Annotated in this window: 12 protein-coding genes and 2 pseudogenes; 10 read left to right on the top strand and 4 right to left on the bottom strand. The window is 67.1% G+C overall.

The features are described 5' to 3' along the window. Positions 1–707 precede the first annotated feature (707 nt). The 6 genes and pseudogenes from ACFU95_RS25400 to ACFU95_RS25375 all read left to right on the top strand — a co-directional run. Positions 708–3,185 (top strand): annotated as a pseudogene (locus ACFU95_RS25400) (RHS repeat-associated core domain-containing protein); the annotation flags it as partial. After that, positions 3,175–3,825 (top strand): hypothetical protein, encoded by a 651-nt coding sequence (locus ACFU95_RS25395; protein WP_383831639.1) that lies wholly within the window; start codon positions 3,175–3,177, stop codon positions 3,823–3,825. The pseudogene ACFU95_RS25400 and the gene ACFU95_RS25395, both read left to right, overlap by 11 nt. Positions 3,826–3,929: 104 nt before the next feature. Beyond that, a pseudogene (locus tag ACFU95_RS25390) lies at positions 3,930–4,250 on the top strand (RHS repeat-associated core domain-containing protein); the annotation flags it as partial. 1,036 nt (positions 4,251–5,286) lie between these two features. Further along, positions 5,287–5,994, top strand: a complete 708-nt coding sequence (locus tag ACFU95_RS25385) for a LuxR C-terminal-related transcriptional regulator (protein WP_383831637.1) — start codon at positions 5,287–5,289, stop codon at positions 5,992–5,994. 334 nt (positions 5,995–6,328) lie between these two features. Beyond that, complete coding sequence (locus tag ACFU95_RS25380; protein WP_383831636.1) at positions 6,329–6,559, top strand: type II toxin-antitoxin system VapB family antitoxin; 231 nt, start codon at positions 6,329–6,331, stop codon at positions 6,557–6,559. Beyond that, on the top strand, positions 6,559–6,987 hold the full coding sequence (locus ACFU95_RS25375) for a PIN domain nuclease (RefSeq protein WP_383831790.1): 429 nt from the start codon (positions 6,559–6,561) through the stop codon (positions 6,985–6,987). Before ACFU95_RS25380 ends, ACFU95_RS25375 begins: the two co-directional genes overlap by 1 nt. 59 nt (positions 6,988–7,046) lie before the next feature. On the opposite strand, the gene ACFU95_RS25370 is transcribed toward ACFU95_RS25375, so the two are convergent. Both ACFU95_RS25370 and ACFU95_RS25365 read right to left on the bottom strand, forming a co-directional pair. Next, positions 7,047–7,454, bottom strand: a complete 408-nt coding sequence (locus ACFU95_RS25370) for a hypothetical protein (protein WP_383831634.1) — start codon at positions 7,452–7,454, stop codon at positions 7,047–7,049. A gap of 16 nt (positions 7,455–7,470) precedes the next feature. After that, complete coding sequence (locus tag ACFU95_RS25365) at positions 7,471–9,168, bottom strand: sodium:solute symporter family protein (RefSeq protein ID WP_383831632.1); 1,698 nt, start codon at positions 9,166–9,168, stop codon at positions 7,471–7,473. A 199-nt stretch (positions 9,169–9,367) separates the two neighbouring features. Between ACFU95_RS25365 and galT the strand changes: the two genes are divergently transcribed. The 3 genes from galT to galK all read left to right on the top strand — a co-directional run bounded on the left by galT (position 9,368) and on the right by galK (position 12,653). After that, positions 9,368–10,429, top strand: a complete 1,062-nt coding sequence (gene galT, locus ACFU95_RS25360) for a galactose-1-phosphate uridylyltransferase (RefSeq protein ID WP_383831630.1) — start codon at positions 9,368–9,370, stop codon at positions 10,427–10,429. Further along, the gene (gene galE, locus ACFU95_RS25355) at positions 10,426–11,388 is read left to right on the top strand and encodes a UDP-glucose 4-epimerase GalE (protein ID WP_383831628.1); all 963 of its coding nucleotides are present in this window, start codon (positions 10,426–10,428) and stop codon (positions 11,386–11,388) included. Before galT ends, galE begins: the two co-directional genes overlap by 4 nt. Positions 11,389–11,489: 101 nt before the next feature. After that, entirely contained in the window at positions 11,490–12,653 is a 1,164-nt protein-coding gene (gene galK / locus ACFU95_RS25350; RefSeq protein ID WP_383831626.1) for a galactokinase, read from the top strand. 46 nt (positions 12,654–12,699) lie between these two features. Here galK and ACFU95_RS25345 read toward each other — a convergent pair whose 3' ends face one another. After that, positions 12,700–13,161 (bottom strand): GNAT family N-acetyltransferase, encoded by a 462-nt coding sequence (locus ACFU95_RS25345; RefSeq protein WP_383831788.1) that lies wholly within the window; start codon positions 13,159–13,161, stop codon positions 12,700–12,702. Positions 13,162–13,433: 272 nt separating this feature from the next. Here ACFU95_RS25345 and ACFU95_RS25340 point away from each other — a divergent pair, with 272 nt between their 5' ends. Then, positions 13,434–14,201: a LuxR C-terminal-related transcriptional regulator gene (locus tag ACFU95_RS25340; RefSeq protein ID WP_383831624.1), complete on the top strand. Its 768-nt coding sequence runs from the start codon at positions 13,434–13,436 to the stop codon at positions 14,199–14,201. Between the two features lie 8 nt (positions 14,202–14,209). Here the strand turns inward: ACFU95_RS25340 and tamR are convergent, their stop codons facing one another. Then, the gene (gene tamR / locus ACFU95_RS25335) at positions 14,210–14,707 is read right to left on the bottom strand and encodes a MarR family transcriptional regulator TamR (RefSeq protein ID WP_048583098.1); all 498 of its coding nucleotides are present in this window, start codon (positions 14,705–14,707) and stop codon (positions 14,210–14,212) included. Positions 14,708–14,801: the final 94 nt, after the last annotated feature.

Raw genomic sequence — 14,801 nt, 5'->3', positions numbered from 1 at the left:
TCCCTCTCGGTAAGGAACGTGGACGCCAGGTGAGCGGGAGTCGAAGATTGAAGTTGACGGCCGGAGGGTCTCGCTCGGTGGGGCGGAAGTTCGAGTCTTCTCCCCATCTGGTCTGTGGATGATCACCCCAGATCTAGTTGTCCACTATGTCCTAGATCATTTCTGTAGACCGCCAGAAGATTTCCTCGAGGCCGTCTGGAGTTCCAAGGAATGACTAAAAGGTTCGTTGGATTGTTTGGGGGCAACTGTTGTGAGGGCGGACCGTCGGCTCCGGGTCGCTCGCGTGGAATCGGATAGTTCACGATGATCTTCTTCCTGTTCAGCCGGCGATCGTCGTCTGTCCCAGTAGTCCGGACACCTTTCATCTCCCACGCAATCCACGGGCACCGGGCGCGGCGCATGGGTGTGCGAAATTCGCGGCGCTGGGTACGGTGTAGCTGTTAACCGAGCGTTGGGGGCGCCATTCGCTCCTGGATAAAGGCACTGGCTTCCCGTCCGAACGAGAAGTGATTTTCAGGGATATTCGCCCGAGTGATATTGTCCATACTCCGGGCCGGGAACCAGCGTGTATGCGTGCGGTGACTGCGCGCCCCATTTCCCGCAACTGCCCGACGTGTTCGACCTCTTGTAGGCCAGGCACTGGCTGGGCGGCAGCCAGCCCGAACCGTAGCCCGGCTCCCTGCCCGTGAGTATGACGAAGCTACGCCTACGACGAGGCAGGCCGCCTGCTGATGGCGGTCCGCCCCGACGGCCGCTACACCAGCATCGGCTACGACGACCAGGGCCTGCCCGTCTCCATATCCGGGGCCGACGGCGCGCATGCCAGCCAGCAGTTCGACGAGTTCGGCAACCGCACGACGGTGACCGACTCCTCCGGGGCGACGACCCGCTTCACGTACGACGACCTCGGCCACCTGAGGGCGGTAACGGACGCAACGGGCGCGACAACCACAGTCCGCTGCAATACGGCGGGCCTGCCCCTGGAGGTCACGGACCCGCTGGGCGCCGTGACCCGCTACGAACGCGACGCCTTCGGCCGCCCGAGGACTATCACGGACCCCCTCGGCGCGGTCACCCGCCTGGAGTGGACGGTCGAGGGCAAGGCGTCCTGCCGCACGGCCCCGGACGGCAGCACGGAGTCCTGGACGTACGACGGCGAGGGCAACTGCACCAGCCACACCGACTCCATGGGCGCCGTCTCTCGGTACGAGTACACCCACTTCGACCTGCTGGCCGCCCGCACGGGCCCAGACGGCGTCCGCTATGCCTTCACCCACGACACCGAGCTACGCCTCACCGGCTTCACCAACCCCCAGGGCCTGAACTGGAGTTACGAGTACGACCCGGCGGGTCGCCTGGTCGCGGAGACGGACTTCGACAACCGCACCCTGACGTATGCGCACGACGCGGCGGGCCAACTGACGGCCACCACCACGGCCTCAGCACTGACCGTCCGCTTCGAGCGGGATGCGCTGGGCCGAGTGGTACGCAAGGACGCGGCCGGAGCGCTCACCACGTACATGTACGACACGACAGGCGGCCTGGCGCGGGCAACCAGCCCAGACACGGTCCTGACCTTGCAGCGGGACGAGACGGGCCGCCTGATATCCGAGACGGTCAACGGCCGCACACTCACCTACACCTACGACGTACTGGGCCGCCGCACCAGCCGCACCACCCCGACAGGGTCGACCAGCACGTGGACCTACGACGCCGCCGGCAACCGCACCGAACTCACCACCGCCGGCCGCACCCTCACCTTCACCCACGACGCCGCAGGCCGCGAACTGAGCCGCCACATCGGCGACACCCTCACCCTCACCAACGCCTTCGACCCCCTGGGCCGCCTCACCAAGCAGGAACTCACCGGCCCAACCGGTCGGCCCCTGCAGCACCGCGCCTACACCTACCGAGCCGACGGCAACCTGACCGGCATCGACGACCACCTGGGCGGCAGCCGTCGCTTCGACCTAGACGCGGCGAGCCGTGTCACCGCCGTCCACGCCGCGAACTGGTCCGAGTCCTACGCCTACGACACCGCAGGCAACCAGACCCACGCCACCTGGCCGAACTCCATGCCAGGCCAGGAATCAACCGGCGACCGCACCTACACCGGAACCCGCATCACCCGCGCGGGCAACGTCCGCTACGAACACGACGAAGCGGGCCGCATCACCCTGCGCCAGAAAACCCGCCTGTCCCGCAAACCGGACACCTGGCGCTACACCTGGGACACCGAAGACCGGCTGACGTCCGTGATCACCCCCGACGGCACCATCTGGCACTACCGCTACGACCCCCTGGGCCGCCGCATCGCCAAACAACGCCTCGCCCCAGACGGCGAAACCGTCACGGAACAGACGGACTTCACCTGGGACGGCACCACCCTCACCGAACAGACCACCCACGCCCCCGGCACCACCCAACCCGCGATCACCCTCACCTGGGACCACCAGGGTCTGCACCCCTTGGCCCAAACCGAACGCAAAACCGCTACCGCTGCCGCTACCGGCGCGCCCCAGGAAGAGATCGACTCCCGCTTCTACGCCATCGTCACCGACCTGATCGGCACCCCCACCGAACTCGTCGACGACCAAGGCGACATCGCCTGGCACACCCGCACCACCCTGTGGGGCACGACAACCTGGAACCGCACCGCTACCGCGTACACGCCGCTGCGTTTCCCCGGCCAATATCACGACCCTGAAACCGGCCTTCACTACAACTTCTTCCGCCACTATGACCCCGAGGCAGCCCGCTACCTCACGCAGGACCCACTGGGCCTCGCCCCTGCACCCAACCCAACCACCTACGTCCACAATCCCCATACCTGGTCCGACCCGCTGGGACTCATACCGTGCAAGTGGGATATGAGTGCGGTCGACGAAAAATATGACAAGCATGTTCTCGGTATCGATAAGCGTCCTGGAGAGCGTCCGGACATGCCAGAGTATGCGGACGAGGTCGATGGAGTCGACGGCTTTGATCGCTATGTCAGGGATGCTGAGAAGCTCATGAGTGATCCGCTCCCTCCCGGTGTCCGCGAGGTGGTCCGTGCAGGTGACGGCGCCATACTTCGTATGGATTCAGAGGGCAGGCTTGTCATTTCGCAGGGCGGGAAGATTGTCAATTATTTCCGCCCCGATGATCCACTTAGGTACATGGAGGATGAGAGTGTCAGGTAGTAAGTACGAGGATCAGCGTGAAGAATTTTCTACCCTCTTCTCGAATGCGGGTTGGACTTCTCGGATCGCACCGCATGAAGTGATCGAGCGATGGTGCGCCTTTGGGGCCGACTGTATCGACGGCTTCCCGTGGGATATTGAGGATTATCTGAACGATGTAACCATGCGTAGTGCACTCGAGGAAGTGGAAGATTCTTTTCGGGATCTGGATCCCATTGGTGCGGAAGCGCTCATGCGTGAAATCCTTACCGTCGATGTGTCGTTGCAAACCGTGTTCGAACGCGAGGTTTTCCCTAATGCTCCAGAAGGTCGGTGGTGGGTGCGGAGGGTGCCATCCTATGCGGCGCGGAAATTTTGTCGGGAGTTCAAAGAAGCTTACAATGTAAAAATTCTCCCCATGTCGAAATTTGATGACGATGTTGATGCGATGAAATGTCTTCTTGCTGAGGGGGGTGAATTGGTTGACGTTTTCATTAATGTTAGGCGGGAAAATTGGTACGTGGCTGGACGTCCAGGGCTCCTTTTTCGGGCCTGTAAGAGTTCGGCGCGACTGCCTCGAAGTGCGATGGGCGCACTTTGGTCCTGGGCTTCCGGTGAACTGCCTGATTCGCGACTTCGTGCAGATATCAATCCTTCATGAGGGGCCGGTAAGTGGTGGACGCGGTCGCGGAATATTGATATGTACCGAGAAGGGCTATGGCGTCTGCACCCCCTCGCCCAGGCCGAACGCAAACCGCCTGCTCTGCCGGCGCACCCCAGGACGAAATCGACTCCCGCTTCTATGCCATCGTCACCGACCTGATCGGCACCCCCACCGAACTCGTCGACGAACACGGCGACATCGCCTGGCACGCCCGCACCACCCTCTGGGGCACCACCACCTGGAACCGCACCGCCACTGCCCACACCCCCCTCCGCTTCCCAGGCCAGTACCACGACCCTGAAACCGGCCTTCACTACAACTACTTCCGCCACTACGACCCCGAAACCGCCCGATTCACCACCCCCGACCCCCTCGGACTCACCACCGCACCCAACCCCGCCACCTACGTCGACAATCCTCTGGCTAAGACCGCCCACCTACGGGCTGGCGTCACCGCTCAACGGTGAGGACGCTGCCACGCGTACACGCTGAAGCCCGGCCCGGTCCAACTCGTTAAAACCGGGGCCCAGATTCGGCAAACGTCCTCTCAAGTTGCGCGCCCATAATCCGTCAACGGCCTGTGATGATCGGCTGGACGTCACTGGCGGGGCCTGGCGGTCAAGCGAGAAGCGCGCTCTTAGCAGGTTCGGAGAACTTGCATGGTTCTCTTTACCTCTAGAAAGAAACCCCTATTATGGATATCCGCAGGTGCTGGCGTTACAAGTCGCCCCAAGGGAATGTTGCGGAGCTAGTAGAAGAGGCTGTAAGGGGTGGCGCGAACCCAGGTTGACTGGACGCTCGACAGGGCCAGGAGGAATTGGATTCTCTTGCCGTCTCGGATTCTGAGTGAAGCTCACGACTTGAAGATCCCGCATTCTCGAGCGTTGTCCACTCGATCAACGCTCGAGATCAGGAATTCTGCTTCAAGGCGCTAGCGGATCTTGAACTGATTATTCGGCACCTTCAGAATTCCCAGATTTCGGAAGGTTGACGCCGACGGAGCTCGTCCCGCCGATAGGAGAGATCGAATGGAGCATCCCGGTCGGCGGCTGCCGGGGTGGACACGTGGCTCTGACGGCCACTACACGGAGGTCACGGTCCGCTGCGATACGGCGGGCCCTCACTGGAGGTCACGGGTTCGCTGGGCACCGTGAGGCTACGATCGTGGCATGTTTGGCCGTCCCGTCGGGCCTACGGATCCCGCTACCTCGTGAGCGTCTCATCGTCCTCGAATGCGGGGAAAGCAAGAAAATCCGTCTTTCCGGGGCACTTCTCACTGGTAGGGGCGCGCAACGTCGAACAAGCGTGTAGCTTCCCGGGCATGATGGGCGGGGGAGCAGGGGGCTCGTTCCGCCCGCGCGGACCAGTGGTCGTCCATGGTGAGTCTCCGTAGTGAGGCGCCGATGGCATCCCGCTGGGGGAACTGGGACGGGGACTGGGTGACTGGGGGGTTGCTCGATGGGAGTGCGGCTCATGGTGGTCGACGACCACCGATTGCTCGCCGAGGCGTTGGCCTCGGCGCTGAAGCTGAGGGGGCACCGGGTGCTGGCCGCGGCGGCGCCGGCCGCGGGGGCGGCGGAGTTGGTGATCACGCGGGCGCCCGAGGTGTGTCTGCTGGGGACGGCTTCCCCCGCGGAGCCGGGGATGTTCGATCCGGTGGTGAGGATCAAGCGGGAGCGGCCGCAGGTGGCTGTGCTGGTGTTGGGCCCGGTTCCGAGTCCGCGCGGCATCGCGGCGGCGTTCGCGGCCGGAGCCTCCGGCTATGTGCGCCATGACGAACGCATAGAGGGCGTCGAGCGGGCGATCATGAAGGCTCGGGCGGGGGAGGCGGCCGTGGCGCCGCAGCTGCTGCAAGGGGCGTTCAGCGAACTGCTCAACCCCGCCGCCCAGCCGGACGACGAGGGGCAGCGGTTGCTCCAGATGCTCACCCCGCGAGAGGTCGAGGTCCTGGTCCGAGTGGCCGACGGCGAGGACACCCGCCTGATCGCCGCGGGCATGGGCATCGCACCGTCGACGGCACGTACGCATGTGCAGCGGGTGCTGATGAAACTGGGCGTCGGTTCGAGACTTGAGGCGGCGGCGTTGGCGGCTCGGACGGGGTTGCTGGACCGGGCAGGGCCCCTCCCGCGTATGTCCGGAGAGACAGGGGTGGGGCCGGAGTCGTAAGAACTCCTGTCCCGGCCATGCCTGTTGGCCCGCCTGGCCGAGAGGCCGCTTCGCCGTCTCCCGGTCACTGGCCGTGCTGATCAGCGTCGTCCCCGTGCCGATCACCGACGCCCCGCCCTTGTACGAGCAGGTGGCGCCGCGGCTCCGGAGGGCGGGGACGCCGTCGCGGGTGACCGTGCCCCAGGGGCAGCGGGGACGACGAGATCAACGACAGCGGTCCATGAGCACGCTCATGAGCCCACTGCCGTCTTCTGCTTCGTCCCATCCGTCTCATCGGCGATATTCTGAAGGTAGCGCACAAGGAGTGTGCACATCATGTGCGAAAGGCCGGTGCATGAGCGCGACGAACATAGAGGTCAACCCCGAGCTGCTGGCCGACGCCATGCGTCTGCTGGGGACCAGGACCAAGAAGGACACGGTCAATACGGCACTGCGGGAGGTCGTCCAGCGTCTGAGGAGGCTGGAGGCGCTTGAGCAGATGACAGCGCGTGCCGCACGAGGTGAACTCGATCCCGCCATCCATGCGTACGAGGCCCGCAAGAGCGCACAGCGGAGCGGTACGTGATCGGTTCCTATCTGATCGACACTTCAGGGATCTGGCAGATCCTTCGTGACAGAGACGTTCAGTCCCGGTGGACGGGGCCCATCGAGGCAGGGCTGCTCAAGGTCTGTGCCCCGACTCGCCTCGAATACCTGTACTCGGCGGAGAGCCCCGCAGACCGGGACGAGATGGAGGCAGAGCTGGCCACCCTCTTCGAGGGAGTCGCCGTCCCCAAGGACGCTTGGCGCTGGGCCGAGAACGCCCAGTACAAGCTCACTCAGAAGGGGCAGCACCGTGGTCCCGGGCCGGCTGATCTGGTGCTGTGCGCCACCGCCGTTCACCACGGTCTCACCCTGCTGCACGCGGACAACGATTTCACCACCGTCTCCCGAGTCCTCCCCGAGGTCGTGGAACGGGACATCCGGCGCGCCGAGTCGTCCCCGCTCGGCTGAGCGCCCCAAGGCCGGGGCCTGAGCCCGTTCAACAGACCCCGGGCCGTGCCCCCAGCCCGCTATGCGGAAGGCCCGTCCTCCTGCGACGGCCGCGACGCCAGCGGCGGCGGCGCCGGATGTGCCGTGGGCCGCAACCTCAGCCACAGCAGGAAGAAGACCCCGAGGGCCAGCATGCCCAGCCCCGTCCAGAGGTTGATGTTGACGCCCTGGGCCTTGTCGATCGCCGCGTCGTCGTCCGTGAGCCCGGTGATCGTGACGATGACGCCGTAGAGGACGAAGAGGCCGCCGATGATCCGCCGGATGTCGAAGAGCCGGGCGGCGGTCTCGGACTTGCCCTCCAGCTCGGTGACCTCGCGCAGTACGTCCTTCTCGGAGTAGCCGGGGTGCCGGGGGCGGTCGGGCCGACCGGAGTTGTCGGAGTTTTCGGCGTGGTCGGAGTCGTCGGAGTGGTTGGAGTGGTCTGTCATGGCTTCAACCTCCGCGTCAGAACGAGAACGAGAACGGGATGTAGCAGGCCGCAGCCAGTACCACCGCGCCCCAGCCCAGCAGCGCCGGCTTCCGGTACCACGCGTCGTCGCCCTCGGCCGGCGGCTCGGCCATGCCGGGGGAGCGGGTGCCGTAGACCAGGCCTTGGAGGTCTTCCGCCGGCTTGGGTGCCGTGAAGAGGGAGACCGCGACCATGACGACCCCGCCGGCCACGAAGCCCGCGATCGCGGAGACGAAGTTCGCGCCCTGGTCGGAGGGGATGCTGATGACGTCCTGCTTGTAGAGGACGAAGTAGTTGATCATTGCCGCCGTGGTGCCTGCCAGGAGGCCCCAGAAGCCCGACTTCATCGACGCCCGCTTCCAGAACATGCCGACGATGAAGACCACGAACATCGGCACGTTGAAGAAGGAGAACAGGGTCTGGAGGTAGCTCATGATGTTGGAGAAGGACGAGGCCAGGAACGCCGTGCCGATCGAGGCGAAGACGCCGATGGCTGTGATGAGGCGGCCGAAGCGGACGTAGTAGGAGTCCTCGCGGTCCGTCACCACGTACTTCGCCCAGATGTCCGTGGTGAACACGGTGTTGAAGGACGACACGTTCGCCGCCATGCCCGCCATGAACGCGGCCAGGAGGCCGGTCACCGCGATGCCCAGGACGCCGTTGGGCAGCAGGTCCTGCATGAGGTACGGGATGGCGTCGTTGTACTGGTAGCCCGACTCCTCGGTTCCGAAGCCGGGGACCAGGGCCGCGGCCGCCAGGCCGGGAATCATGACCAGGAACACGATGAAGATCTTCGGGAACGCCGCGATCAGCGGGGTGCGCTGGGCCGCCGAGAGGTTCTTCGCGGAGAGGGCGCGTTGGACCTCGGCGAAGTTCGTCGTCCAGTAGCCGAAGGACAGGACGAAGCCCAGGCCCAGGACGATCGTCAGCCAGTTCGCGCCGAGGGGGTTCGCCTCGCCGATGCCCGTGCCGCCCCAGGCGGTGACGAAGTCGTCGCCGTGGGACTTGGTCAGGGTGTCCGTCAGGCCGTCCCAGCCGCCCGCCTTCTTCAGGGCCAGGACGGTGATCGGGATCAGGGCCGCCAGGATCACGAAGAACTGGAGGACCTCGTTGTAGATGGCCGAGGACAGGCCGCCGAGGGTGATGTAGGCCAGCACGAAGAAGCCCGCGACGACGATCGCCACCCACTGGGGCCAGCCGAGCAGCGCTTCGACCACGATCGCCAGGGCGTAGAGGTTCACGCCGGCGATCAGGATGGCCGCGAAGGCGAACAGGACCGAACTGAGCAGGTGTGCCCCCTTGTCGAAGCGGAGGAGGAGGAACTCGGGTACCGAGCGGACCTTGCTGCCGTAGTAGAAGGGCATCATCACCAGGCCCAGGAAGACCATGGCCGGGATGGCGCCGATCCAGTACCAGTGCACGGTGTAGGCGCCGTACTGCGCGCTGTTCGCCGCCATGCCGAGGATCTCCGTCGCCGCCAGGTTGGCGGAGATGAACGCGAGGCCCGTGACCCAGGCGGGCAGGGAGCGGCCGGAGAGGAAGAAGTCGAGGGTGGTCTTCACGGAGCGGCGGGCGGCGAAGCCGATGCCGAGGACGAAGACGAAGTAGATGCCCAGGAGCGTGTAGTCGAGCCAGTTCGTGGGGAGCCGGAGCTCGGCGGCGAGGTAGGCGGGGGATTGTGTGGGGGTTTGCATAAGTACTCGCTTCGTTGCGCGAACCGATACAGCGCGGAACCTACGCCTCTGTGTTCAGTAATTGAACATGGCGGGTGGTGCTCTTTGTTTGATTGTGATGTTGACGCTGGTGGTGAGTTGTGTTTCTCTGTGTTCGGTTATGTTTGATGGAGGCTCGGAGGAGTCTCGGAAGATCTGAGTGGCTCGAATGGAGTCCGCCGTGAAGAAGACCTCGACCCAGCTGGCCGACGGTCGTGAGCTCGTCTACTACGACCTGCGCGACGACACCGTGCGGGACGCCGTCGACCAGCGGCCGCTGGACCGGACCGTCACGACGTCCGAGGTCCGCCATGACGAGTTGCTCGGCGACTCCGTCGCCATCGCCTCGCACCGGCAGGGGCGGACCTACCACCCGCCGGCCGACGAGTGCCCCCTGTGCCCCTCCGAGGGCGGGCGGCTGAGCGAGATCCCGGACTCGTCGTACGACGTCGTCGTCTTCCAGAACCGTTTCCCCTCGCTCGCCGGTGACGCCGGGCGCTGCGAGGTCGTCTGCTTCACCTCCGACCACCAGGCGGCCTTCGCCGACCTGACCGAGGAGCAGGCGCGGCTCGTCCTCGACGCGTGGACCGACCGGACCTCCGAGCTGTCCTCCCTGCCCTCCGTGCAGCAGGTGTTCTGCTTCGAGAACCGCGGCGCCGAGATCGGCGTGACCCTGGGGCACCCGCACGGGCAGATCTACGCCTACCCCTTCACCACCCCGCGTACGGCTCTGATGCTGCGTTCCGTCGCGGCGCACAAGGACGCCACCGGTGGGGAGAACCTCTTCGACGCCGTACTGGAGCGTGAGCTCGACGGCGAGCGGGTCGTCCTGGAGAGTGAACACTGGGTGGCCTTCGTGCCGTACGCCGCCCACTGGCCGTACGAGGTGCACCTGTACCCGAAGCGCCGGGTGCCCGATCTGCTCGCGCTCGACGAAGAGGCACGCTCAGAGTTCCCCAAGGTTTATCTGGAACTGTTGCGGCGGTTCGACCGGATCTTCGGGGAAGGTGAGCCTCCGACGCCCTACATCGCCGCCTGGCACCAGGCGCCGTTCGGGCAGTTGGAGGACTTCGAGGGTGTCGTGCGGGACGACTTCGCGCTGCACCTCGAGCTTTTCACCATTCGCCGCACTTCCGGCAAGCTGAAGTTCCTCGCGGGTTCCGAGTCCGGCATGAACGTGTTCATCAACGACGTGCCGCCGGAGCGCGCGGCCGAGCGACTGCGAGAGGTAGCGAGTTCATGAGTGGGAAGTACCTGGTCACCGGTGGCGCCGGCTATGTGGGCAGCGTGGTCGCCCAGCATCTGCTGGAGGCGGGTGGCGAGGTCGTGGTCCTGGACAACCTTTCGACCGGCTTCCGCGAGGGCGTGCCGGCCGGGGCTTCCTTCATCGAGGGCGACATCCGCGACGCCGCCAAGTGGCTGGACCCCTCCTTCGACGCGGTGCTGCACTTCGCCGCGTCCTCGCAGGTCGGCGAGTCGGTCGTGAAGCCCGAGAAGTACTGGGACAACAACGTCGGCGGCACCATGGCGCTGATCGGCGCGATGCGGGAGGCGGGCGTGCGCAAGCTCGTGTTCTCGTCGACGGCTGCCACGTACGGCGAGCCGAAGGAGGTGCCGATCGTCGAGTCGGCGCCGACGCAGCCGACGAACCCGTACGGCGCCTCCAAGCTCGCCGTGGACCACATGATCACCGGCGAGGCGGCGGCCCACGGGCTCGGTGCCGTCTCGCTCAGGTACTTCAACGTCGCGGGCGCCTACGGCGACTGCGGCGAGCGCCACGACCCCGAGTCGCACCTCATCCCGCTGGTCCTCCAGGTCGCCCAGGGCAGGCGCGACGCGATCTCCGTCTACGGCGACGACTATCCGACGCCCGACGGAACCTGCGTCCGCGACTACATCCACGTCGCCGACCTGGCCGAGGCCCACCTGCTGGCGCTCAAGGCCGCCAAGCCCGGCGAGCACCTCATCTGCAACCTCGGCAACGGCAACGGCTTCTCCGTCCGCCAGGTCGTCGAGACCGTCCGGCAGGTCACCGGCCACCCGATCCCCGAGGTCGTCGCCCCGCGCCGGGGCGGCGACCCGGCGGTCCTGGTCGCCTCCGCCGACACCGCCCGCGAGCGGCTCGGCTGGAACCCGTCCCGCGCGGACCTCGCGGGCATCGTCGCCGACGCGTGGGAGTTCGCGCAGCGGCGCGCAGGTTAAGGTCTACGGCCGGTACGGACGGCCGTAAGTTCCACGGCTGTTCGGCCGGTCAACTCACCGGCTCCTTCGGTCGGTTCAGCAGGGAAGGTCAGGGTCAGGGGATGAGCGTCGACACGGCAGCCGCGGTCGCCGAGCGGTTCAGGGAGCTGTACGGGGCCGAGCCGGAAGGGGTGTGGGCCGCGCCGGGCCGGGTCAACCTGATCGGCGAGCACACCGACTACAACGACGGCTTCGTCATGCCGTTCGCGCTGCCGCACACCGCGGTCGCGGCGGTCTCACGGCGGGACGACGGTGTCCTGCGCCTGCACTCGGCGGACATCGAGGGCGGCGTCGTCGAACTGCGCGTCGACGCGCTGGAGCCCGAGTCGGACCGGACCTGGACGGCGTACCCGTCGGGCGTTCTCTGGGCGCTGCGCCAGGCCGGGCACGCCGTGACCGGCGCCGACATCCACCTCGCCTCGACGGTCCCGGCGGGCGCGGGACTGTCGTCCTCGGCGGCCCTGGAGGTCGTCGTCGCGCTCGCCCTCAACGACCTCTTCGACCTGGGCCAGAAGGGCTGGCAGCTGGCCCGGCTGTGCCAGCGCGCGGAGAACGTGTACGTCGGCGCCCCGGTCGGGATCATGGACCAGACGGCGTCCGCGTGCTGCGAGACCGGCCACGCGCTGTTCCTCGACACCCGGGACCTCTCCCAGAAGCAGATCCCCTTCGACCTGGCCGCCGAGGGCATGCGGCTGCTCGTCGTCGACACCCAGGTCAAGCACTCCCACAGCGAGGGCGAGTACGGCAAGCGCCGTGCGGGCTGCGAGAAGGGCGCCGCGCTGCTCGGCGTCGACGCGCTCCGGGACATCGCCTACGACGACCTGGACGCGGCGCTCGACCGGCTCGGCGACGACGAGGAGGTGGTCCGCCTGGTGCGCCACGTCGTCACCGAGGACCAGCGCGTCGAGCGGGTCGTCGCCCTGCTGGAGTCGGGCGAGACGCGCGCGATCGGCCCCGTGCTGGTCGAGGGCCACGCCTCGCTGCGGGACGACTTCCGCATCTCCTGCCCCGAGCTCGACCTGGTCGTCGACACCGCCCTGGTGAGCGGCGCCCTGGGCGCCCGTATGACGGGCGGCGGCTTCGGCGGCTCCGCGATCGTGCTGGCGGAGGCGGCCGACGTCGAGACCATCACCAAGGCCGTCGAGGCGGCCTTCGCCGCCGCCGGGTTCACGGCACCGCGGGTGTTCGAGGCGGTGCCGGCCGCGGGGGCGCGGCGGGTGAGCTGACCTGGTGGAACTCGGGTCCGGGGGCGGCGACGCCTTCGGACCCGGCTCAGTCCGCCGCCAGACGCTTGGTCAGCGTGTACTCCGTGATCCCCGGCGGATAGTCCGGGATCACGCACACCACGTCGTACCCGTGCTTCTTGTAGAACTCCGGCGCCTGGAAGTCCCATGTCTCCAGGCGTACGGCCGTACAGCCCCGCTCGTCGCGGGCCGTGTCCTCCGCCCGGGCGAGCAGTCGCGAACCGAGACGGGCGCCCCGGTGGCGTTCGTCGACCCAGAGGTACGTGACATGGAGCCAGGTGGTCCAAGTGTGACCGACGAGTCCGCCCGCCACCGCGCCGGAGTCGTCCAACGCCCAGACCTGGAGCGGACGTTCCCGTTCACCTGGGGTTCCGCGCAGGGCGCGCAGGACCGGCGAGGCCGCGGTGTTGGTGTGCAGCAGCCTCCGGCGGAGCAGATCGTGCCGCGATTTGTCGACTTCTGTCTCCAGACGAAACATGCGGCTCACCATAAACGCGTCGGCCAACCAGTTCTGCAAATTACCTTCCGCTCCTGCCCCCCAGCCGTACTCTGATGAACGGCACCGGTGGGGGCCGGTGCTGATCAGGGGGCGAGACAGGTCGGGTACGACGCCCGAAGTGGCGGTAGCTGTTCCTGCATGGCGGCGGCCGTGCGGTCATCCGCGCTTCGGGCGTCGCGCCCGCGACGATGATCGTCTCCCGGTGTCGTCCTTATGACGATGGGGTATCCCCTGCTCTTCGAGAGCGTGGGGAAGGGGGTTTCGTGGTTCGCATCCGTGTCCTGGTCGTCGACGACCATCGCATCTTCGCCGAGTCGCTCGCCGCCGCCCTGGCGGCCGAGCCCGATGTCGAGGTCTCCGCCGCCGGCAGCGGCCCGGCCGCGCTGCGCAGCCTGGAGCGCGCGGCGGGCGAGGGGCGCCGGTTCGACGTCCTGCTCGTCGACGCCGACCTGGGCGGCAACGTCCAGGGCATCCGTCCGGCCGTGCCCGTCCAGGAGGCGGGCGAGGACGGCCTTGTCGACGGCATCTCGCTGGTCGCGGGCGTCCGCACCGCGCAGCCGGCGGTCCGGATCGTCGTCCTCGCCGAGAAGGACGATCCGCGCCGGGCCGCGCTCGCCCTCCAGGCCGGGGCCTCCGGGTGGGTGGCCAAGGACTGCTCACTGTCCCGGCTGCTCACCGTCATCCGCGGGGTGCTGCGCGACGAGACCCATCTGCCGCCCGCCCTGCTCACGGGCGTCCTGCGGGAGCTGACGGCCGCGCGCAAACACCGCACCGAGAGTGAACGGCTGGTCGAGTCACTGACGCCGCGCGAACGCGAAGTGCTGCGCTGCATGGTGGCCGGCCTGGGCCGCAAGGCGGTCGCCGAGCGCCTGTACCTCTCTCCGCACACCGTCCGCACCCACATGCAGAACGTCCTCGGCAAGCTGGGCGTCCACTCGACGCTGGCCGCGGTCGCGCTCGCCCGCCGGGCGGGGGTCGGGCCGGTCGACCTGTCCGGGGACGTGGTCGAACGGGGCGGTCAGCTGGCGTAGGGGCCGAACTAGCCGGGAATGTTGTCGAACGGCGCGGTCAGCTGGCGCAGCAGCCCGGCCAGTTCACCCCGCTGGGCACGCGACAGCTCCGCGAGGATCGCGCGCTCCTGGTCGAGCAGGCCGGCCAGTGCCTGGTCGGCGCGGTCGCGGCCCTCGTCCGTGAGGCGGACGAGCACTCCGCGCCGGTCGGTGGGGTCGGGGAGGCGCTCCACCAGGCCCTTCTTGGCCAGGCGGTCGATGCGGTTCGTCATCGTGCCCGAGGTGACCAGGGTCTGGGTCAGGAGTTGCCCGGGGGAGAGCTGGTACGGCGTTCCCGCGCGCCGGAGCGCGGTCAGCACGTCGAACTCCCAGGGCTCCAGGCTGTGCTCGGAGAAGGCGAGCCGGCGTGCGCGGTCCAGATGCCTGGCCAGTCTGCTCACCCGGCTGAGTACCTCGAGTGGTTCCACGTCGAGGTCCGGGCGCTCCCGGCGCCACGCTGCGACCAGCCGATCGACCTCGTCCTCCATGACGATCAGTGTAATGGTTGTGTCGACGTGAAGTCTCTTGACGTCAAGATACTTTGGGGGGCAGGCTGGAGAGCGACAGTCAGGAGGCTTCCCC

The organism is Streptomyces sp. NPDC057623 (assembly GCF_042800355.1).
Classification (GTDB): Bacteria; Actinomycetota; Actinomycetes; order Streptomycetales; family Streptomycetaceae; genus Streptomyces.
Note: the sequence above shows the minus strand (reverse complement) of the source record. Positions and strands in the feature narration are given on the sequence as shown.